This window comes from bacterium, from assembly GCA_026129405.1.
Lineage (GTDB): Bacteria > Desulfobacterota > Binatia > DP-6 > DP-6 > JAHCID01.
In genome coordinates, this window is the sequence record JAHCID010000001.1 from 1,698,017 (window position 1) to 1,718,850 (window position 20,834).

The window sequence follows — 20,834 nt, forward strand, 5'->3', positions numbered from 1 at the left end:
GATGGGGAGTGACGTGGGGCTGGCCGACGTCCACGCGCACCTGACGCACCCGCGGCTCCTGCCCGACGCCGATGCGATCGTCGCGCGCGCGCAGGCCGCGGGCGTCACGACCATCGTCTGCAACGGCCTCAACCCGACCGACAACGCCGCGGTGCTCGCCCTGGCGGCGCACCATCCGGCGATCAAGCCGGGCCTCGGCCTCTATCCGGTCGACGCCGTCCTCCCCGAGCTGCTGGCGATCGGGAAGGACTACCCGCGTGACGCCGAGCCCGTGCCGGCCGAGGAGGCCATCGCCTGGGTGCGGGCGCGCGCCGGCGAGGCGCTCGCGATCGGCGAGATCGGCCTCGACGGTCACTGGGTGCCCGAGGCGCTGTGGCCGCGGCAGGAGGAGGTCTTCCGCGCCATGGTCCGCATCGCGCTCGACGCCGACCGGCCGATCATCGTCCACACCCGCAAGCGCGAGCGCCGCACGCTCGAGATCCTCGACGAGATGGGCGTCACGCGGGTCGACTGGCACTGCTTCGGCGGCAAGGTGAGCCTGGCGCGGCAGATCGCCGCGCGCGGCCACTGGATGTCGGTCCCCGCCAACGCGCGCCGCTCGGAGAGCTTCACGCGCATGCTCCAGACGCTGCCGCGCGAGAAGCTGCTGTTCGAGACGGATTGCCCCTACCTCGGGCCGGAGCGCGACGCGGGCAGCGAGCCGGCGCACGTCGCCGGGACGGCAGCGTACGCTGCGGAGCTGTGGGGGGTGTCGGTCGAGGAGGTCGCGGAGCGTACGAGCGAGAGCTTCGCCGCGCTCTTCCGCGTCACGCCGTGACGGCGCCCGCCGTCAGTCGTGCAGGGGTGTGCGCGCCATCGCCGTCACGCACGGCTCGTGTGCGCCGGCGATGCGGAGCACGGCGAGGAAGCGCGGCACGTACTCGGAGCACGTCGCCGGGAGATGGCCGTCGGCGGCGAGCTGCCAGAAGTCGGCACGGGGTGCCGCGGCGAGCGCGCGGTCGACGCGACCTTCGCCGGCGTTGTAGGCGGCGAGTGCCAGCGTCCAGTCGCGGTAGCGCGCGTAGAGCAGGCGCAGGTAGCGGGCCGCGGCGCGGGTCGCACGCTGCGGGTGCAGGCGGTCGTCGCGTCGACGGGTGACCACGAGGCCGAAGCGCCGGGCTGCGGCCGGCCGCAGCTGCCACAGGCCGACGTCGTCGTGCCGGCCGCGTGCTGCCGGCCGGAAGCCGCTCTCGACCGCGGGCAGGAGCGCCAGCGGCGCGGGCAGACCCTCGTCGGCGAGGATCGGCTCCAGCCGCGGCACCCAGGCGTCGCCGCGCGCGAGCAGGCGCTCCACCGATGGCCGTGCGCGCAGGCGTGTCTCCCAGCGGTCGATCTGGGGGTGGTCCGCACAGCCGAGCGGTGCCGGGGGGGCGGGGGCCCGGGAGCCTGCGAGCGGCGGCTCGCGCAGGGTCGGCACGCCGCGCATGGTCCCGCATCCGCCGAGCGCCACCACCACCAGTCCCAAGCTGCCCAGCCGCCACCGCATGCCGGCGTTGCCAGCAAGCTGCTTGCCGGCCTTGCCGCTGCGACAACGTGCCGTCGCCGCAGGCGGTTCGCCCGGCGGCCCGCCGCGGGCGTCGAGAAAGCGTCGCACCCGGTGACACCCGGACGGCCGCCGGAGCGGAGGGGCACGCGGCTTTGTGCCGCGCCGCGCCTCTGCGCTAGACCACGCCGCATGCCCCAGAACGTGCCCGCCTTCCGCTTCAGCGACGACGCCCTGACGGTCCGCCAGCACGTCTACGAGCACTGGTGCACCCACGGCCGCGGCCCGAACCTGCGCGAGACGTACGCCGCGACCGGCCTGTCGCGCGCGCGTCTCGTCGAGGTCTATCGCGAGCTCGACCTCGGGCTCATCGTCACCATCGATCAGGCGACGAACAACGTCGCGCTGCTGAAGTGCCAGCCGTTCTCGAGCTACCCGAGCCAGGTCGCGGTGCACCTGGACGGCCGCTTCCACTGCTGGGCCGGCTGCGCCATGGAGTCGATGGCGATCTCGCGCATGCCGCCCTTCGCCGGCAGGACGCTCGAGCTGGCCTCGTACTGCGCCTGCTGTCTCGAGCCGATCGCGCTCTCGGTGCGCGACGGCGAGGTGCTCGAGACGACGCCCCCAGAGCCGCTGATCCACGTGAGCACGAGCCCGCGCGAGTGGAACACGGTGAACATCGTCTGCATGTGCGACTCGATGAACTTCGTGCGTGACGCCGAGCACGCGCTCGCCTACGAGCGGCAGATCGCCCGCCGCGGCGTCCTGTTCACGCTCGCGCAGGCGCGCCGCTTCGTCGCCGGCACCGGCGACGCGCGCATGCACCGCTACGACTGGGAGCCGGTGCCGCTGATCCCGGCGCGGGTGATCGCGGGCATCAAGGCGATCGGGGTCGACGTCTCGAGCTGGGGGGCGTGAGGTGCCCGCGGGCTGCGCCGCCTCGCCGCCGCGCCGGACGCGGTGATCGGGTCCGAGAAGACGGGCCGTGTCCCAACCGCCCGCGTCGCGCCGCGCGCTCCTCGCCTGGGCGCTCTATGACTGGGCCGCGTCGAGCCATGCGACGGTGGTCGAGACCTTCGTCTTCGCGGCCTACTTCACGCGCAGCGTGGCCACGGACGAGACGGTCGGCACGGCGCAATGGGGCAACACCATCGGCGTCGCAGGTCTCGTGGTCGCGCTCGCCGGGCCGATCCTCGGCGCGATCACCGACCGCGGCGGGCGGCGCAAGCCCTGGATCGCCGCCTGCACCGGGCTCTCGGTCGCGGCGACCGCGGCGCTCTGGCTGGTTCGCCCCGATCCGGCGTGGGCGCCGTTCGGTCTCCTCATGGTCGCCCTCGCGACCATCGGCGCGGAGCTGGCCTTCGTGCCCTACAACGCCATGCTGCCCGACCTCGCGCCCGCCGCTCGCCTCGGTCGCTGGTCCGGCTGGGCGTGGGGACTCGGCTACGCGGGCGGCGTCGCCTGCCTGCTCGTGGCGTTGTGGCTCGTGCAGGGCGGGGCGGTGACGCTCGGCCTGCCGGGCGACGCCGCGGGACCGGTGCGCGCGACCTTCCTGCTCACCGCCGTGTGGTTCGGCGTGTTCGCCCTGCCGCTCTTCCTGTGGACGCCCGACCTCGCCGCGCCGCGCATGCGCATGGCGGCGGCGGTGCGCGAGGGGCTGGGCCAGCTCGGCGCGTCGCTGCGCCGCCTGCGCGGACGGCGCGTGGTGCTGCGCTTTCTCGTCGCACGCATGATCTACATCGACGGGCTCGCGACGGTGTTCGCGCTCGGCGGCGTCTATGCCGCAGGCACGTTCGACATGAGCGAGAAGGAGGTGCTGCTCTTCGGCATCGCGCTGAACGCGACCTCGGGGATCGGCGCCGCGGCGTTCGCGTTCCTCGACGATCGGCTCGGTCCGCGCACGGTGATCGTGGCGTCGCTCGTGGGACTCGTCCTCTGCCTCCTCGCGGCGCTGCTCGCGCGCACGCCGCCCGGCTTCTGGGCGGCGGGCATGGCGCTCGGGCTCTTCGTCGGGCCGGTGCAGGCGTCGAGCCGCTCGCTGCTCGCGCGCCTCGCGCCCCCCGAGCTGCGCGCCGAGCTCTTCGGACTCTACGCGCTCTCGGGCAAGGTGACGGCCTTCCTCGGCCCGATCCTCGTCGGCTGGTTGACGCTCGCCGCCGGCAGCCAGCGCGTCGGCTTCGCGGTGGTGCTGGCCTTCTTCGTCGTCGGCCTCGCGCTCATGCGTCGGGTGCCGGCGGACGCCGCGGCGCCACCCGGCTGACCGCGGCGGCGATGGCGTCGGCGCAGCCACGCACCGCGGCTTCCTCCTCGGGGGTGAAGGCGTCGAGGCGCGCCAGCAGCGTGCGCGAGCGCGCCGCCATCGCCGGCAGGAGCGCGCCGATGCCGGCGGCGAGGTCGGGGACGAGCGCGCCGTTCGTGGTCAGCGCGGCGAGCGCGGCGGGGCCGGCCGCGAGCCGATCGCGTACCACCGCGATGCCGCCGCCGCGGACGACCGCCCACAGCTCGAAGACGCGTCGCACGTCGCGCACGAGCGCGTCGGACGACGCGTCCATCGCGTCGACGTCCGCCGCCAGCTCGGGCGCGACGACGGACAGCAGGTCGGTCGGATCGCGCCGTGCGTCGTCGCGCGCGGGCAGCTCCTCCGGCCGGCGCCGCGCCGCGATGCGCAGCGGCGGGCGGCGGGCGGCGCGTCCGTCGGTGTGCGCCAGCGCCTGCGGCAGGCGCGCCAGGACCTCACGGATGCGGGCCTCGGTCAGCGGCGCCGTCACGTCGTCGAGTGTTCCGCGCGGCCGCGCGGGTGACAAGCGCGATCAGCGCGGCAGACCGAGAATGCGCTGCGCGATGACGTTGCGCTGGATCTCGGAGGTGCCGCCCATGATCGTCTCCGACGCTGCGTAGAGGAAATGACGCGCGACGCCGCCGTCGTCGAGCGCGTGCGGCCCGCTGCGGAGCGCGCCGTAGGGCCCGAACAGCGACAGCGACAGCGCCTGCAGCCGCTGGTCGGTCTCGCTGCCGAGCACCTTCTCCATCGAGCTCTCCGGCCCCGGATGGCCGGTGCGCAGGAGCGTCGTCAGGCTGCGGTAGCCGGAGAGGCGGAGGATCTCGACCTCGATGTGCGCTTGCGCGATGCGTTGGCGAACGAGAGGGTCGCGCAGTGCGCCCGCGCCGGCGGGATGCTCGCGCAGGCGTGCGAGGAGCTGCGAGAGGCTGCGGCGGATCTTGCGCTGGAAGACGAACGTCCACATCGGCCCGCGCTCGTGCGCGACGATGCCCATGGCGATGCTCCAGCCGGCGCCGGGCGTGCCGAGCAGATTCTCGGCCGGCACGCGCACGTCCTCGAAGAAGACCTCGCAGAACTCGGCGTCGTCGGTCATCTGCTGCAGCGGCCGCACGCTGATGCCGGGCGTCTTCATGTCGACGAGGAGCAGGGAGAGGCCCTTGTGCTTCGGGGCGTCGGCTTCCGTGCGGCAGAGGAGGAAGCAGCGGTCGGCGATGTCGGCGTGGCTCGTCCACACCTTCTGGCCGTTGACGACGAACTCGTCGCCGCGGCGCTCCGCGCGCGTGCGCAGCGAAGCGAGGTCGGAGCCGGCTCCCGGCTCGGAGAAGCCCTGACACCACAGCTCGTCGCCGTTCACCATGTTCCCGACGTAGCGCGTGCGCTGGGCCGGCGTGCCGTGCTGGAGCAGGGCAGGACCGATCAGGTCGACGTAGGACTGCGCCGGCGGCCGCGGCGCGCCGACCTGATCGAGGGCCTGGTCGAAGAGCCAGCGCTCCACGACCGTCGCACCGCGGCCGCCGTGCTCGCGCGGCCACGCGATGGCGGCCCAGCCCCCGTCGAACAGCATGCGCTGCCAGCGGCGCGCGATCGCGATCCACAGCGGCTCCTCCACCCGCGTCCAGCAGTGGTCGCGGCGCCAGTCGGCGGGGAGGTTCTGCTCGAGCCAGCGGCGCGCCTCGTCGGCGAAGGCGAGGTCGCGCGCGGAGAAGGAGAAGTCCATCGGGGCGCGGAGCCTAGCACAGGGCCCGCCGCGGTTGATAAGGGCGCACATGCCGAACCGCGCCCTCTACCTCCACGAGCTCATCGACATCGTCGGCACCGGCTCCGAGCCCTACAAGGCGCACACGGCGCAGCTGGGGCTCGGGCGCAGCGACGGCGGCGCGCCGCTCGTCGGCACGTTCCAGCAGAGCGGGTCGACGGGGCAGTGGCCCGTCGTCGTGAACCTCTGGGAGATGGAGGGCTGGGACCACTGGGCGACCATCCTCGAGCGCCAGTACACCCGGCAGTCGGGGCAGGAGCCGGCGCTGAAGACGTGGTGGACGGAGGCGACGACTTGGCGCTCCGGCGGCTTCGACCGCATCCTCGAGCCGGCGCCGTGGAGCCCGAGCCGCCGCGCGCTCCTCGAGGGCGGCGTGCGCGGCCGCGCCTGCCTCCAGGAGATCGCGACCGTGCGGTCCGGCACCGCGGAGCAGTATCTCGACGCCGTCCACGAGCGCTGGCTGCCGGTCGCCAAGCGCCACGGGCTCGCGCTCGTCGGCGCCTGGACGACCGCGATGCGGGACACCGAGGCGGTGCTGCTCTGGTGCCTGCCCGACTTCGCGGCGCTGACGCGCCATCTCGCCGACGTTCGCACCGCGAAGCCCGGGCGCAAGTGGCTCGAGCACGCGCGCCGGTGGCGCACCGACGTGCGCGAGACGCTGCTCGTGCCGAGCCCGTGGTGCGTCGTCCATCCGGACTTCGCCGAGCCGGCGTCCGCGCCTCCGGCTACGCCGCCGCGGCGCGCCCGAGCACCGCGCCGGCGGGCAGGGTGACGAGGAACGTCGTGCCCGCGCCGAGCGCGCTCTCGACCACGATGGTGCCGCCGAGCTGCTCGACGAAGCGCCGCACGATGTAGAGGCCGAGCCCCGTGCCGCCGAAGCGGCGCGTGTCCGAGCCGTCCACCTGGCGGAACATCTCGAACACGGCCTGCTGATCGGCGGGCGCGATGCCGATGCCGGTATCGGCGACGCGCAGCGCGAGCCCCTGCGGGGTCGCCTCGAGGGTCACCCGCACCGCGCCCTGCTCGGTGAACTTGAGCGCGTTGCCCACGAGGTTGCGGACCACGACGACGAGCTTGCGCGGATCGGTGCGGAGCACGACGTCGGGAACGGACTTCGCCCAGTCGAAGGCCACGCCCGGCTTGCGCGGCAGGCGGCCGCAGCCGTCGCCGAGCTGGGCCCAGAACGCGGGGAGCGGCACCATCTCGACGCGCACCTGATCGCGTCCCGCTTCGATCTTGCCGATCTCGAGCGTGCTCTCGATGAGCCCGAGCAAGTCGCGACCCGAGGCCTCGATGCGCGACAACGTGTCGTCGAGATCGAGGCCGATGCTCCGGTCGCGGCCCATCTCGGCGTAGCCGAGGATCACGTTGAGCGGCGTGCGCAGCTCGTGCGACATGGTCGAGACGAACTCGGACTTGAGACGGCTCGCCTGCTCCAGCTCGGCGACCAGGCGGGCGTTCTCGAGGCCGATGCCGGCGACGTGCGCGAGGCCGCGCGCGATGCGGGCGCGCTCGGGCGTGAGCCCCTGTCCGTCGGGCGGACGGGTCACCACCTGCACGCCGATGAGGTCCGCGTCGCGGTGGATCGCCATGACCAGCTCGCCGCCGGGCAGCTCCAGCACCTCGTCGCGGACGATCGCGAAGCGGTCCGGGTCGAGCGCGAAGCCGCGCGCCGTGCGGCGCAGGCGCTCGCGGTCCTCCGCGCGCGCCGCGTGGACGGCGACGGCACCCCAGCCCTGCCCGTCGGCGCCGCGCAGCAGCGTCGCGCTGCCGGTGCCGTCGAGCAGATCGGCGGCGAGCTGGCACAGCCGCTCGAACAGCACCGGCGTGTCGAGCGACGAGATCATCTGCTGGCCGACGCGGGCGAGGGCCCCGGCGACGCGGGCCTCTTCCTCGAGGGCCCGGCGCGAGCGGGCCAGCTCGGCGTCGGCCAGACGCCGCTCCGTGACGTCGCGGCAGATGCTCTGCACGACGCGCGTCCCGCCCATGCTCGTCGTCGCAGCGCGGATCTCGACCGGAACCCGGGTGCCGTCCGGGCGCGCCACGTGCAGGTCGACCGCCGTGGTGACGCCGCGGCCGGCGTGCGCGAGAAAGACCTCGCGGTAGCGCGCCCGCTCGGCTTCGGCGTGCAGCAGCTCCTGCGGCATCCCGATCAGCTCCGCCGCCGTGCGCCCGGTGAGCTTCTCGGCGCTGCGGTTCGCGTCGAGGATGACGCCGGTGTCGAGGTCGGTGACCACGATCGCGTCGGAGGCGGCGTCGAGCAGGTGGCGGTACTTGTCGCCCCACTCGCGGATGCGCGCGAGCAGCATCCACGACACGACGGCGCCCATCGACAGGAGCAGCAGCGCGACGCCGAAGGTGATGCGGATCGAGATCGTCTTGATGGCGCGCGCCCCCTCGGCCAGCGCCATCGAGAAACGGTCCTCGAGCGGCGTGACGCGCTCGTTGATGCGGTCGATCTTGGGCAGGATGCGCGGCGTCGCCGGGCTGCGTCCGGACCGCATGCGGGCACGCACCGCACGCGCGAGATGGTCGAGCCGGGCGATCTCGCCGTCGGCGATCGTCCAGACGCGGATCGCCTCGTCGACGTAGCTCGCGTGCCGGAAGCGGCGGAAGAGCATGACCAGCCCGCCGATGTCGTCGGGGTGGTTGCGGCCGCGGCGAAAGCCCGCCGCGACGACGGCGAGGTCGGGCGTCGGCTTCTCCAGCTCGATGCGCGCCTGGCGGTCGCCCAGCGTGACGCCGACGGCGTCCTGGTAGCGCGCATAGTCGGCGTCGTCGCGCGTGTGGGCATAGCGCAGGAGATGCTGGACGGCGTCCTTCTGCGCCTTCGACCACAGGCCTTCGCCGCCGACGTAGGCGCGCACCGCGGAGAGGATCTCCATCTGCGCGCTGGTGAGGTAGAGCAGCGCCGCGGTGATCCCGACGAACAGCGCGATGACGAGCCCGAGCGTGCGCGCCGCGGGCCGGGCCGAGCTGATCGCCCGCGAGCGCCGGGCGACGGCGCGCGGAAGGCTGGGGGAAGGGCCGGCGGGGGGCTCGCGAGCTAGCATGCGGGCCGGCGAAGCACCGGCGACGCCGGGCAGAGCAACGCGCGTGCCGAATCGTCGCCGCGCCCGGCATGCGATATCGAGTGGCGCGCGAACGGAGGCGCGTCACGTTTCTGCCGCTTCGTCGCAGGGATGCAGCGGTCAGAAGGGTATCTTCTCGAGCAGGCGGAGGGACTTGAGCCGCCGCGTGACGCCGCCGAGGTTCGCCCCGAGCGGCGTCACCGTGGCCCAGCCGGCCCTGAGGGCCTCGAGGTCGTTGGCGAACGCGCCGCTCGTCGGGACCTGGCAGTCGATCACGAACGGGCTCGTGGTCTGCACCACCGGCACCATGAGGGTGCCGGTGCCCGGCGTGTAGCCGGTGATCGTCGTGATCTCGCCGAGGGACGCGAGCACGACGCCGCGCGTCCTGCCGGTCGGGCAGGTCGGGAAGTTGACGTTCACGACCAGCGCGGTCGGCTCCTTCGGCGGCGACAGCTTGCTGCGCAGCGACTTGCTCGTGCGGAAGCGCTCCACCAGCTGGGCGGTGTAGGTCGCGGCCTCCGTATAGTCGATGCCCGCCCCGAGCGCCGTGCTGACGGCGATGGCGGGGATATGGAAGCGCGCCGCGACGAGCGCCGCGCCGACCGTGCCCGACAGCTCGGTGAGGTTGCCGACGTTCTGGCCCGCGTTGATCCCGGAGACGACGAGGTCGGGCGGCACCGGCATCGCGTAGGTGACGCCGTAGAAGACCGTGTCGGCCGGGTAGCCGGCGACCGCGGTGGCGGGGAACGCGCCGGCGGTCGAGGACGGGAAGACGTTGACCGGGCCGGTGGTGAAGCTGTCGCCGGTGCCGCTCTGGTTGGTCGCCGGCGCGATCACCGTGATGGCGAGCGCGGGGTTCTGGCTGAGCGCCCGCACCACCGCATCGATGCCGGGGGCGCCGACGCCGTCGTCGTTCGTGACCAGCACGCGCAGCGGCGAGGGCGGCGCCGCGGCGGCGAGCGGGGCGAGCGTCGAGCTGACGGCGAGGACGACGGCGGCGACGAGGTGGCGCATGCGGCCGAGCATCGCCCGGGCACGGCGCGAGAGGCAAGCAGAAAGACGCGCGGTCGTGACGACGCGTCGCAGCTCAGGCCATCGCCTCGGCGAGCAGGCGCAGCACCTTCGGCTGCGCCGTGGCGACGTTCAGCGTGCCGACGGGCGACGCCTTCCAGGCCGCGAGCCGATCCTTGATCCGCTCCGGCGGTCCCACGAGCGCGATCTCGTCGGCGAGCGCGTTCGGGACCTTGGCCGCCGCCTCGTCCTTCTTGCCGGCCAGATAGAGGTCCTGGATCTCCTTCGCCTCGGCGGCGAAGCCGTAGCGGCAGGCGAGATCGTTGTAGAAGTTCTTGCCGCGCGCGCCCATGCCGCCGATGTAGAGCGCCAGGTTCGGTTTGATGCGGTCGAGGCACGCCTGCACGTCGTCGCCGACGATCACCGTGACCGTGACGGCGATGTCGAAGTCGGCGGCGGTCTTTCCGCCCTTTCGGAAGCCCTCGTCGAGCGACGCCTGGTAGACCTTCGGCGCGCGGAACGGCGAGTAGAAGATCGGCAGCCAGCCGTCGGCGATCTCGGCGCACTGCGCCACGCTCTTCGGCCCGATGGCGGCGACGTAGATCGGGATCGGGCGGCCGTGGAGGATGCTCTTCAGCGGCTTGCCGAGGCCCGACGCGTCCGGCCCGCGGTACGGGATGTCGTAGTGCATGCCGTGGTGCTCGAGCGGCTTCTCGCGTGCCCAGATGGCGCGCACGATCTCGATGTACTCGCGCGTGCGCACCAGCGGCTTGCCGTACGCGACCCCGTGCCAGCCCTCGACCACCTGCGGCCCCGAGGCCCCGAGGCCGAGCAGGAAGCGCCCGCCCGACAGCTGGTCGAGCGTCATCGCCGTCATCGCGGTCATCGCCGGCGTGCGCGCCGGCATCTGCATGATGCCGGTCGCGAGCTTTATGTGCTTCGTCTGCCCCGCGATCCAGGCGAGGGGCGTGACCGCGTCGGAGCCGTAGGCCTCGGCCGACCAGATCGCGTAGTAGCCGAGGTCGTCCGCCTGGCGGACGAGGTCCATGTCGATGGCGATACGGGAGCCGGAGTAGCCGGCGTTCAGACCGAGGCGCATGCGCCGGTGTACGGAGCCGGCCCCGGCCGAGTCAACCGAATCGGCGACCCGCACGCTCGCGGGACGCGGGCGACGAGCCCGCCTCGGCTCGCACGCGCGGCGCCGAGCCGCGTCGGGAGCGTCGGGCGCCCGCCGTGGGACGGGCGCCCGAGCCGCGGCGTCACGGGCGCGCTTCGAGGACGAGGTTGAAGGGCGTCTCGGTGGCGCGGCGGATGCGGGTGAAGCCCGCCTCCTCGAGCACCGCGCGTAGGCGCGCCTCGCCCGCCTGGGCACCGAGCGCCGCGCCCACCTCCTGCGAGAGCGACGCCGGCGTGCAGACCAGCGTCGAGACCGAGTAGAAGATGCGGCCGATCGGGTTGTGGTTGTCCTCGGCCGCGTCGTGCGCGAACGGCTCGACGAGCATCCAGGTGCCGTCCGAGGCGAGCGACGCGCGCACGTGGCGTGCGGCGCCCAGGGGGTCGCCCATGTCGTGCAGGCAGTCGAAGAACGTCACGAGATCGTAGTCGCGGCCCGGATAGGTCTTGGCCGCCGCGACCTCGAAGCGGCAGCGCTCGCCGACGCCGGCGGCGCGGGCCCGCTCCGTCGCCGCCGCGATCGAGGGCGGGTGGTAGTCGAAGCCCGTGATGCGCGCGTTCGGGAACGCCCGCGCCAGGATCACCGTCGACGCGCCGTGGCCGCAGCCGACGTCCGCCACCGTGCCGCCGCGCTCGAGCTTCTCGCGTACGCCGTCGAGCGCGGGCAGCCACTCGTCGACGAGATGCGCCGCATAGCCCGGCCGGAAGAAGCGCTCCGTGCCGCAGAACAGCTCCGGGTCGTGCTCGTGCCAGCCGAGGCCGGCGCCGCTGCGGAACCGCTCGACGATCTTCGGCGTCGCGCGCATGGCTGCGGTCATGCCCTGGAAGCCGCCCAGCACGCACGCTGGGCTGTCCTCCTCGGTGAGGCACACCGCGTGCGCCTCGGGCAGCGTGTAGCGGCGCGTCGCCGGGTCGTAGGTCACGTAGCCGGCGGCCGCCTGGGCGTTCAGCCATTCGCGCACGTAGCGCTCGGCGGTGCCCGTGCGCGCCGCCAGCGTCGCGGCGTCGGTCGGGCCGCCCTCGGCCATGGCGCGGTAGAGCCCGAGCTTGTCGCCGATCACGACCATCGCCGCGGTCAGGGCCGAGCCGAGATCGCCGAGGGCCTTCTGGGTGAATTCCATCACCGCTGCTTCGCTCGTCGCCATCGTCGGATCCTCCTGTAGGGGCAGGCTCCGGGGCGTGCGCGCGACGGCTCCCAGCGGATGCGACGTCGCGCGGACGCGTGGGCCGCCCCGTACGACGGGTGCGTGGAACGGTCCCCTTCTACGCCTCCCGGCTGGAAAAAGCTCCCGCCGTCCGCTCCGCGACCCGTGCCCGCCGCGTCAGAGTGCGGGATCGAGGAGCGACGTGAAGCCCGACGGCGCGTGCGGCCCGAGCACCAGCTGCTCGAAGACCGCGAGCCCCTCGCGGTCGCCGCAGCGCGCGCGGCAGAGCTGCTGCACGTGCAGGTGGCGCGGGTCCATCGGATCGAGGTCGGCGAGCGCCCACTCGCGCGCGTCGACCGCCAGCTCGCCCTTCCACATGCCGTGCCCCCACTCGGGGTCGAGGTAGCCGAGGCCCAGCATCTGGAACGTGAGCAGCGGCTCCAGCGTCGTCACCAGCGGCTCGCCGCGGTGCGGGCGCAACGTCAGCGTGGCACGCCGGGCCCGGCGCGTGCCCGGCTGCCACACGATCTCGTGGCCGACCGACGCCATCGGCGTGGCCGTGCCTTCGTCGAAGGCGCCGGTTCCGGCGACGGCGCCGCTCGTGTGCCACGGGCGGCCGTCGCCGTCCTCGTTCACGGTGAGATGGGTGCAGACGTCGTCGAAGTGCGTCGGTGCCCAGAGCCAGAAGAACTGCGGCGGCATCGCCGGAGCACCTGCATCGGGCTCGCCCACGGGGCGCACGCCCCACGAGCGGTCGCGTACGCCGGGGGTGCGCGTCGGGTCGACGACGATCTCCTCGTCGCCGACACGCAGCAGGCCTTCCCAGAAGCCGAACTGGTGAGCCGCGTCAGGTCCATCACTACGCGGTGCTGCGGCCGCCAGTGGAAGCGCGGCTCCTCGATCGGGCAGGTGCGGGCGTAGAAGGCGAGGTCGGCCTCCAGCCCGTGCTCCGGCGCGCGCACGCGGACGTGCAGCATGCGCAGCGGCTCGAGCACCTTCACGCGGATCGGCCCGACCACGGACTCGGCCCGCTCGTCGGGGGCGAGGCGCGACGCACGCACCGAGTACTGGCGCCCGCGATGGACGACGCTGAAGGCGGCGTCCATCACCCGGCGGTTCGGGTAGAGCCCGAGCGCACAGCCGAAGAAGAGGTCGGCGTCGCGGGTGAAGCCGTTGAAGAAGTAGCGGTCGTAGGCGTTCCGGTCGCCGCTGGCCGGATGGGCCACGGGCTCCGGCGTCTGGTGGACGAGGTAGTCGTCGAAGCGGGTCAGCATGGCCGCAGCCTTCACCCTTTCGATATCTCTTCGAGCAACGACGGCTTCAGCACCGCGACGTCGCGCATGGCCTGGCCGCCGAGGTGCGCGGCCAGGGCGGCATGCGCGGGCGCGGCGACGGCCGACGGGAGCGACGGCAGCACGGTGAACGCCGCCACCACGGCCGCGCGCAGAGCCGCGACCCGCGCGGCGAGCGGCTCGGCGGGCACCGCCGCGAGCGCCGCGGCCAGCGGCGGCGGCACGCTGCCGAGCGCCATCACCGCGGCGTCGAGCGCCTCGGCGGCGGACTCGGCCTCGGCGGCGAGCAGCTCGGGACGGATGGCGATGCGCTCGCGCAGGTTGTGCAGCAGGTCGAGCACGGCGAACAGTTGTCCGCGTGCGTAGCGGTCGTCGAGCGCCGGGGCGACGACGGTGCGCAGCGTGTGCAGCACGCCGTCGACGAGCCGCTCGAGCGGCAGGTGGCCGGCGCTCATGCGAGCCACCCGCGCACCATGCCGAGCAGGAGGTGGAGGTAGGGCAGCTGGTGGTCGAAGATCGCCATCCGCGGGTCCGTCGTGCGGCCGTCGCGATACGCGCGCAGGCCGGTCATCATGATGGCGATCATCTTGACGATCGCCAGCACGTCGTAGAACGCCACGCGGCCCGGCTCGACCGTGCGGCCGCTGGCCGCCGTGTACTGCGCGGCGAGCTCGTCGGGCGGGACGAGGCCGGCGGCGAACGGCGTGCCGGCGCGCCACATGGCCGACGCGCACCAGGCGAGGTCCTCGAGCGGATCGCCGAGGTGGACCATCTCCCAATCGAGGACGCCGGAGAGCCGTGCGACGCCCGTGTCGCGCACGACGAGGAAGTTGCCGAGGCGGTAGTCGCCGTGGACCAGCGTCACCTCGTCGCACGACGGCAGGTTCGCGCGCAGCCACGCGAGCGCCTCGGCGAGCGGCGGATCGATCGACAGCCCGCTCGCGGCGATGCGCGCCTCCCAGCGGGCGAGCTCGGTGCGCGCGGTGGTGAGGCCCGTGCCCGGGTCGCCGAGGAAGCCGAGCCCGCGCGCGCGCCAGTCGATCGCGTGCAGGCGGGCCAGCGCCGCGACGACGTCGGCGGCGAGCGCCGGGCGGTCGGCGTCGGCGAACGGTCCCGTGCCGTCGGGGCCCGGCGCCGGCACCGGGGCGTCGCCCGGCAGGCGCGCCATCACGTAGAACGGGCGCTCCAGCACGGCCGGGTCGCGGGTGAACCAGGGCGTCGGCGGCGAGGGCAGGGGATCGTCGGAGAGCGCGTGCAGCACGCGGAACTCGGGCTCGAGATCGTAGGGCTCGAGCAGCCCGGCGACGGGCTCGCGCTTCGCGACCCAGGCGGTGCGCTCCAGCCGCCCGGCGCGCTCGCACTCGACGTCGAAGGTGAACGTCTCCTGCGAGAAGCCCTCGGTGCTGCGTCCGAGCGCGGTCACGCGGACGGCCCGGGCGTCCGGCAGCTGCGTCGCGACGAACTGCTCGAGACGCACGGCGAGCGACGGGTCGTCCATCGGCGCGCGGCAGCATGCCCCTGCCGCGCCGGCGGCTCAAGCGCGGGTGCCCGCCGCGCGCGCTGCTACGGGGGCCGCGCGAAGGGCGGCGCGGTTCCCTTTCGACCGCCGCGGCAGTACAGACGGGCGCACCGTGTCGGTGCCGTATCCGCTCGTCTGCGCGCTGCTCGGCGTCGTGCTCGGCGTCGTCCCCGCCTTCGTGCACGGCCCGATCCCGCAGAAGTACGATGTCCTCTACATCCAGGGCAGCGTCGCGGTGTGGGGGTGGTACGTGGCGCGGTCGCTGATCGGCGTCCTCGTCGGCATCACGACCTGGCCGTCGCCGTGGTGGCTGCGCGGGCCGCTGTGCGGCGCGATCATGCTCGTGCCGCTGTCGTTCGTGTCCCTCGCCACGCCGGGGTGCGGGGCGCCCTGCGCGGCGTCCAACCTCACCTCCGCGGTGACGATCGGCCTCGTCGTCGCCGGCCTGGCGCGCGCGATCACGGGGCGCAGCCACCGCTGACCGCGGGCGATCGCCATGGCCGTCCCCGATCCGCCCCGCCAGAGCCTGCGCCGGCAGGCGACGGTCGTCTACGCCGACATCTCGGGCTTCACGGCGCTGTCGGAGCGCCTCGATCCCGAGGAGGTGACGGCGGTGATGAACCAGGTCTTCGAGATCCTGGAGGGCATCGTCATCGCGCACGGCGGGACGGTCAACAAGTACATCGGCGACTGCGTGCTGGCGGTGTTCGGCCTCGCCGCGCCCGACCCGGCGGCGCCGGCGCACGCGGTACAGGCCGCGCTCGAGATGCGCGCGGCGATCCACCACTACAACCTGAACGCCGGCGCCGGCGCGCCGCCGCTCGACATCCACATGGGCATCGAGACGGGCCTCGTGGTCGCGGGCGAGATCGGCGGTGCGCACCGGCGCGAGTTCGCCGTCATGGGCGACACCGTGGCGCTCGCGGCGCGGCTCGAGGACGTCTCGGCGAAGGGCGACATCTGCGTCGGGCCGGCGACCTGGGAGGCGACGCGCGACGCCTTCCACTACCGCGCGACGGAGCCGCTCGTGCCGCGCGCGGGCACGGCACCCGTCGCCGTGCACGCGCTGCTGTCCGCGAAGCCGCGCGCCGGCCGCGTGAAGCGCGACAGCGAGCGACGCCAGGCGACGGTGCTCTTCGCCGATCTCGTCGGCTTCGACGCGCTCGTGCCGCACCTGTCGCCGCAGAACCTGACGCAGCTCCTGAACCGCTGCTTCGGCCTCATGGAGGAGATCGTGCGCCGCTACGGCGGCGTCGTCGACAAGTACATCGGCGAGTGCGTGATGGCGCTCTTCGGTGTGCCCAACGCGATCGAGAACGCCCCGCAGCAGGCGGTGAACGCGGCGATCGAGATGCGCAGCCGCCTGGAGGCGTTCGGCCGCGCGCAGGGGCTGCCGACGCCGCTCGGCGTCCACATGGGGATCAACACCGGGCTCGTCATCGCCGGCGAGATCGGCGGCCGCGTGAAGCGCGACTTCACCGTCATGGGCGACACGGTGAACCTGGCGTCGCGCCTGAAGGACGCCGCGCCCACCGGCGTCGTCCACGTCGGCCCGGAGACCTACCGCTGGACGAAGGACACGTTCGCGTTCGACCCGCCGCAGCCGATGACGCTGGCGGGGAAGGCGCAGCGCGTTCCGGTGCGGGCACTGGCGTCCGTGCGCGGGCAGGTGCACCGCACGCAGGTCGCCGTCGCCGACCGCACCGTGTCGTCGCCGCTCGTCGGCCGTGACGACGAGCGGCGCCGTCTCGAAGGCTGCCTCGCGCGCGCGCTCGCCGGCGACGGCGGCATCGTCAGCGTCGTCGGCGAGGCGGGGGTCGGGAAGTCGCGCCTGGTGGCCGAGGTGCTGCGCTGGGAGCCGCTCGCCGCGGCGACGGTGCTGGAGGGCCGCTCGACGTCGATCGGTCAGACGCTGAGCTTCCACCCCTTCATCGACCTGCTGCGCCGCTGGGCCGGCGTCGGCGACGACGACGCCGAGACCGCCGCCGGCGCGAAGCTCGCGCACGCCGTCGGCACCCTCCTGCCCGACGAGGCCGACGAGGTCCTGCCGTTCGTGGCGACGCTCATGGGCATGCGCCTGCGCGGGGCGCACGCCGAGCGCCTCCACGGCATCGACGGCGAGGCCCTCGAGAAGCTCATCTTCCGCAACGTCCGGCGCCTGTTCCAAGCGCTCGCCGCGACGCGCCCGCTGGTGCTCGTGTTCGAGGATCTGCACTGGGCCGACCGCTCGTCGGTGCAGCTGCTCGAGGCGCTGCTGCGGCTGGTCGTCGACCAGCCGGTGCTCTTCGTGCACGTCTTCCGGCCGGACTACGCGGACACGGCCGAGCGCATCCTGCGCAGCGCGCTCGACGCCCACGCCGCGCGGCACACCGAGGTGCGCATCGAGCCGCTGGGCGCGGCAGACGCGAGCCGCCTCGTGCAGAACCTCCTCGAGATCGAGGACCTCCCCGCCGCCACGCGCGCGCTCATCACGCACAAGGCCGAGGGCAACCCATTCTACCTCGAGGAGGTGGTGCGCGCGCTGATCGACCAGGGCGCGGTGGAGTATGCGGACGGCGGCTACCGCGTGACGGCCCGGATCGAGCGCGTCGTCATCCCCGGGACGATCCAGGAGGTCGTGATGGCGCGCGTCGACCGGCTCGACGAGCCGACGCGCCGGCTCCTCCAGGTCGCGTCGGTCATCGGGCGGCAGTTCTACTACCGCATCATCGCCGAGATCATGCGTCGCCGCGGCGGCAGCGATGCGACGCTCGACGCGGAGCTGGCCCGGCTCCAGGACAAGCAGCTCCTGCTGCGCCGCGGGGGGAGCTTCGGCGTCGCCGTGGGTGGGGGCGGCGTCGCGCAGGAGCTCGAGTTCGTCTTCAAGCACGCGCTCGCGCAGGAGACGGTCTACGACTCCCTGCTGCAGAAGACGCGCCGGGAGTTCCACCAGCTCGTCGCGGACTCGATCGAAGCCTCGTTCGCGGAGCGGCTCGGCGACTTCTACGGCATGCTGGCCTACCACTACAGCCGGGCCGACGACCTGCCGAAGGCGGAGGAGTTCCTCTTCAAGGCGGGCGACGTCGCCGCACGCTCGGCGGCGTCGAGCGAGGCGTTGCAGCTGTTCCGCGAGGCGTCGCGCATCTACCTCGTGATCCACGGCGACGGCGGCGACCCCGCGCGCAAGGCGCTGCTCGAGAAGAACATCGGCTACGCGCTGCTGAACACCGGCAAGCTCACCGAGTCGATCGGCCACTTCGACCGCGCGCTCGAGCACATGGGCTCCGGTCTCGCCCAGGGCGCGACGGCGCGGTACGCCCGGTTCGCGCGCGACATGACGGCGGTGCTCTACGGCGTCTTCGTGCCGCCGCGCCGCGGTCGCCGGCCCCCGGTCAGCGCGCGCGAGCGCGAGACGTTCGAGATCATGTTCCGCCGCTTCCGCGCGCTCACGACGAGCGATCCCCAACGCATGTTCGTCGACAACATCGGCGCGATCCGGCGCATGAACCGGCGTGACCCGCGCAGCATCGAGACCGCGTGCCTCACCTACGTCATGGGCGGCGCGGCGTTCGCCTACTCCGGCACCTCGTTCGCGATCGGCCGCCGCTTCCTGCGCCGCGCCGAGGAGCTGGTGCGGCCCGGCGAGGTCGCCGACGAGCTCGGCTGCGGCTTCCTGCGCTTCGTCATCAATTTCCTCGAGGGCGGCTGGGAGCGCGAGCCGGGCCTCGCGGCCGATCTCCTCGCGCAGGGTCTCAGGTACGGCATCTTCTGGGACGTCAACTCGTACCTCGGCCTCGAGAGCGACCGGCAGCTGCGCCGGGGCCGCTTCGCCGCCGCCCGTGAGCACCTGCGCGCGCTCGCGGACATGCACGAGCAGTACGGCTACGAGTTCGCGCAGGCGAACCACGACGGCATGCAGGCGATCCTGCTGCTCGAGGAGCGACGGCTGGACGAGGCCCTGCCGGCGATCGACCACTACTACGCGGGTCGCGACGAGGACGCGCTGCGCGCGCTGGCGCTCGGCACCCGGGCCAAGATCCAGAGCCTCCAGGGCGCGCACGACGAGGCCGGCGCGACGCTCGCCAGGGTCGACGTCATCGTCGCGCGCGCGGGCCTCGTTCCGCCCTGGCACATGAGCGCCTCTACCGTCGCGCGGCTGCGGCACGACTGCGACGCGCTGGCCCACGACGCCGCGTCGCGGGTGCTGCGCGAACGGGCCCGCGCCGGCCTGCGGCGCGCCCTGCGCGTCGCGGGCGTGGTCGCGCCGGCGCGCACCGAGACGTGGCGCCTCGCCGGGCGGCTCCACTGGCTGCTCGGGCGTCGGCGTGCGGCGCGGGCGTGGTGGACGCGGGCGCTGCGCGAAGGCGAGCGTCTCGGGGCCGTGCCGGAGCTCGCCCGCACGTGTGCGGAGGTCGCGCTGCGGACCGGCGACGGGCGCGACCGCGCGCGCTCTCTCTTCGCCGAGGCAGGGCTCGTCTGGGACGCCGCGCAGCTCGACCGGGCGCTCGCCTCGCCGGACGATCCGGCAGCGCCGGGGCGGCTCTAGCCGGCGTGGCCGCGCCGCCGCGGTGTGAGCAGCGCCGCGAGCGCGACGACGACGCAGCCCCAGGCGAAGGCGTCGCCGACGCGCTCGTACACCGTCGTCACCGCCATGGGGACGACCTGCGCGTCGAGCGTCGTCGCGGTGAAGAGCGGAGCCCGCGCGACGATGCGGCCGAAGGGATCGACGATCGCCGACACCCCGGTGGTCGTCGCGCGCACGACCCACAGCCGCGCCTCGACCGCGCGCAGCGCCACCATCGTGAGGTGCTGGTCCGAGCCGGCGGTGCGGCCGAACCAGCCGTCGTTCGAGAGGTTCACGAGCAGCTGCGCGCCGGCCGCCGTCTGCGCGCGCACCCCCTCGGGGAAGATCGCCTCGAAGCAGATGACGGTGGCCACGTCGCCGAAGCGCGTGCGTAGCATGGTGGGCGTCTCGGCGGCGGTGAAGTGCCGGACGCGCTCGAACCGGCGGCGCAGCAGCTCGATCGTCCGCAGCGGGAAGTACTCCGCGAACGGCAGCAGGCGCACCTTGTCGTAGTGGTCGCCGAGCGTGCCGTCGGGCGTCAGGTGGAAGGCCGCGTTGTAGAAGCGTGACGGAGCGCCGGTGCGCCGCGGCCCGCCGACGACGAGGTCGGCGCCGGTGCGCGCGAGGACGTCGGCGATCGCGGCCAGGTAGAGCGGCTCCTCGTCGAGGAAGAAGGTGACCGCGCTCTCCGGCCACACGACCAGCTGCGGGTGCGAGCGTGCCGCGCCGTCGAGGGTGAGCTGCAGGTAGCGATCGAGCCCCTGGCCGTAGAAGTCCTCGCGCCACTGGAAGCCGAGATCGACGTTGCCCTGGACGACCATCACCGGGACCGCCGGCGCTATGGGCAGCGGCGTGCGCAGGCGAACCGCGCCGTACGCGGCGAGCGCGGCGAGGGCCGTGGCCGCGGCGGCGAGCGCGCCGCGCCGGCCGGCGGGCTCGACGAGCGCCGCCGCGAGGCCGGCGTTCACGAGCGCGACGGCGAACGACAGCAGGTAGACGCCGCCCAGGTCGGCCGCCTGGACGAGCAGCGGCTGCGGCACGAGCGCGTAGCCCAGGAGCAGCCACGGGTGGCCGGTCAACAGGTGCGCGCGCGCCAGCTCGCAGGCGACGTAGGTCGCCGCGGTCGCGAGGGCGAGCGTCGCGCCGCGCCGGCAGGTCGCGAGCCGGGCGTAGGCGGCGCCGAAGGCGGCGAAGTACGTCCCCATGAACACGAACGCGACCCCGAGCGCGAAGGAGAACCCGAACCAGTACGGCTGCTCCCAGTAGTAGGCGAGGGCGCCCGGCACCCAGTAGCCGATCCCCGAGAGCGTCGCGGTGCCCCACAGGAAGCCGGCCGCCGCCGCGCGTCCGGGCCGCAGACCGTGCAGCGCGAGGAGCAGCGGCACGAGCGCCACCCACGCCACGCCCGGCAGGCTCCAGGGCGGGAAGGCGGCGCAGTAGCCGGCGGCGGAGACGAGGATCGCCGGGACGCGCCACCACACCGTGCCGGCGGACTAGCAGCCGTGTGCGGCGACCGCCACC

General features: G+C 73.9%; 16 protein-coding genes and 1 pseudogene. 6 read left to right on the forward strand and 11 right to left on the reverse strand.

Annotated elements, in window-relative coordinates; translation table 11 throughout:
- Nucleotide 1: 1 nt before the first annotated feature.
- Nucleotides 2-817 carry a TatD family hydrolase gene (locus tag KIT14_07685; protein ID MCW5890420.1) on the forward strand — a complete coding sequence of 272 codons (816 nt, stop codon included), beginning with the start codon at nt 2-4 and terminating at the stop codon, nt 815-817.
- Nucleotides 818-829: 12 nt separating this feature from the next.
- On the opposite strand, the gene KIT14_07690 is transcribed toward KIT14_07685, so the two are convergent.
- Nucleotides 830-1,525: a transglycosylase SLT domain-containing protein gene (locus KIT14_07690; protein MCW5890421.1), complete on the reverse strand. Its 696-nt coding sequence runs from the start codon at nt 1,523-1,525 to the stop codon at nt 830-832.
- 189 nt (nt 1,526-1,714) lie between these two features.
- Between KIT14_07690 and KIT14_07695 the strand changes: the two genes are divergently transcribed.
- Together KIT14_07695 and KIT14_07700 are read left to right on the forward strand one after the other, a co-directional pair.
- Entirely contained in the window at nt 1,715-2,440 is a 726-nt protein-coding gene (locus KIT14_07695; GenBank protein ID MCW5890422.1) for a hypothetical protein, read from the forward strand.
- A gap of 67 nt (nt 2,441-2,507) precedes the next feature.
- The gene (locus KIT14_07700) at nt 2,508-3,782 is read left to right on the forward strand and encodes an MFS transporter (GenBank protein ID MCW5890423.1); all 1,275 of its coding nucleotides are present in this window, start codon (nt 2,508-2,510) and stop codon (nt 3,780-3,782) included.
- Here the strand turns inward: KIT14_07700 and KIT14_07705 are convergent.
- Both KIT14_07705 and KIT14_07710 read right to left on the reverse strand, forming a co-directional pair.
- A complete protein-coding gene (locus tag KIT14_07705) occupies nt 3,739-4,290 on the reverse strand; it encodes a hypothetical protein (GenBank protein MCW5890424.1) in 552 nt (183 codons plus the stop codon). The two genes, KIT14_07700 and KIT14_07705, sit on opposite strands and share 44 nt — an antisense overlap.
- Before the next feature lie 42 nt (nt 4,291-4,332).
- Nucleotides 4,333-5,520 (reverse strand): acyl-CoA dehydrogenase family protein, encoded by a 1,188-nt coding sequence (locus KIT14_07710; GenBank protein ID MCW5890425.1) that lies wholly within the window; start codon nt 5,518-5,520, stop codon nt 4,333-4,335.
- Nucleotides 5,521-5,569: 49 nt separating this feature from the next.
- Between KIT14_07710 and KIT14_07715 the strand changes: the two genes are divergently transcribed.
- Nucleotides 5,570-6,331 (forward strand): NIPSNAP family protein, encoded by a 762-nt coding sequence (locus KIT14_07715; GenBank protein MCW5890426.1) that lies wholly within the window; start codon nt 5,570-5,572, stop codon nt 6,329-6,331.
- Here the strand turns inward: KIT14_07715 and KIT14_07720 are convergent.
- The 7 genes and pseudogenes from KIT14_07720 to KIT14_07750 all read right to left on the reverse strand — a co-directional run bounded on the left by KIT14_07720 (nt 6,285) and on the right by KIT14_07750 (nt 14,749).
- On the reverse strand, nt 6,285-8,612 hold the full coding sequence (locus tag KIT14_07720) for a PAS domain S-box protein (protein ID MCW5890427.1): 2,328 nt from the start codon (nt 8,610-8,612) through the stop codon (nt 6,285-6,287). The genes KIT14_07715 and KIT14_07720 overlap by 47 nt on opposite strands.
- 138 nt (nt 8,613-8,750) lie before the next feature.
- Nucleotides 8,751-9,644 (reverse strand): survival protein SurE, encoded by an 894-nt coding sequence (locus KIT14_07725; GenBank protein ID MCW5890428.1) that lies wholly within the window; start codon nt 9,642-9,644, stop codon nt 8,751-8,753.
- 73 nt (nt 9,645-9,717) lie between these two features.
- The gene (locus KIT14_07730) at nt 9,718-10,740 is read right to left on the reverse strand and encodes an LLM class F420-dependent oxidoreductase (GenBank protein ID MCW5890429.1); all 1,023 of its coding nucleotides are present in this window, start codon (nt 10,738-10,740) and stop codon (nt 9,718-9,720) included.
- A gap of 160 nt (nt 10,741-10,900) precedes the next feature.
- Complete coding sequence (locus KIT14_07735; GenBank protein MCW5890430.1) at nt 10,901-11,959, reverse strand: class I SAM-dependent methyltransferase; 1,059 nt, start codon at nt 11,957-11,959, stop codon at nt 10,901-10,903.
- 177 nt (nt 11,960-12,136) lie between these two features.
- Nucleotides 12,137-13,233, reverse strand: a pseudogene (locus KIT14_07740) (hypothetical protein).
- 11 nt (nt 13,234-13,244) lie between these two features.
- Complete coding sequence (locus tag KIT14_07745; GenBank protein MCW5890431.1) at nt 13,245-13,706, reverse strand: hypothetical protein; 462 nt, start codon at nt 13,704-13,706, stop codon at nt 13,245-13,247.
- Entirely contained in the window at nt 13,703-14,749 is a 1,047-nt protein-coding gene (locus KIT14_07750; GenBank protein ID MCW5890432.1) for a phosphotransferase family protein, read from the reverse strand. The genes KIT14_07745 and KIT14_07750 overlap by 4 nt, the downstream gene beginning before the upstream one ends.
- A gap of 139 nt (nt 14,750-14,888) precedes the next feature.
- On the opposite strand from KIT14_07750, the gene KIT14_07755 reads away from it, so the two are divergent.
- The gene (locus KIT14_07755) at nt 14,889-15,251 is read left to right on the forward strand and encodes a hypothetical protein (GenBank protein ID MCW5890433.1); all 363 of its coding nucleotides are present in this window, start codon (nt 14,889-14,891) and stop codon (nt 15,249-15,251) included.
- A gap of 15 nt (nt 15,252-15,266) precedes the next feature.
- Nucleotides 15,267-19,295 carry an AAA family ATPase gene (locus tag KIT14_07760; protein MCW5890434.1) on the forward strand — a complete coding sequence of 1,343 codons (4,029 nt, stop codon included), beginning with the start codon at nt 15,267-15,269 and terminating at the stop codon, nt 19,293-19,295.
- Here KIT14_07760 and lnt read toward each other — a convergent pair.
- Nucleotides 19,292-20,794 carry an apolipoprotein N-acyltransferase gene (lnt, locus tag KIT14_07765; protein MCW5890435.1) on the reverse strand — a complete coding sequence of 501 codons (1,503 nt, stop codon included), beginning with the start codon at nt 20,792-20,794 and terminating at the stop codon, nt 19,292-19,294. The two genes, KIT14_07760 and lnt, sit on opposite strands and share 4 nt — an antisense overlap.
- Nucleotides 20,795-20,834 lie beyond the last annotated feature (40 nt).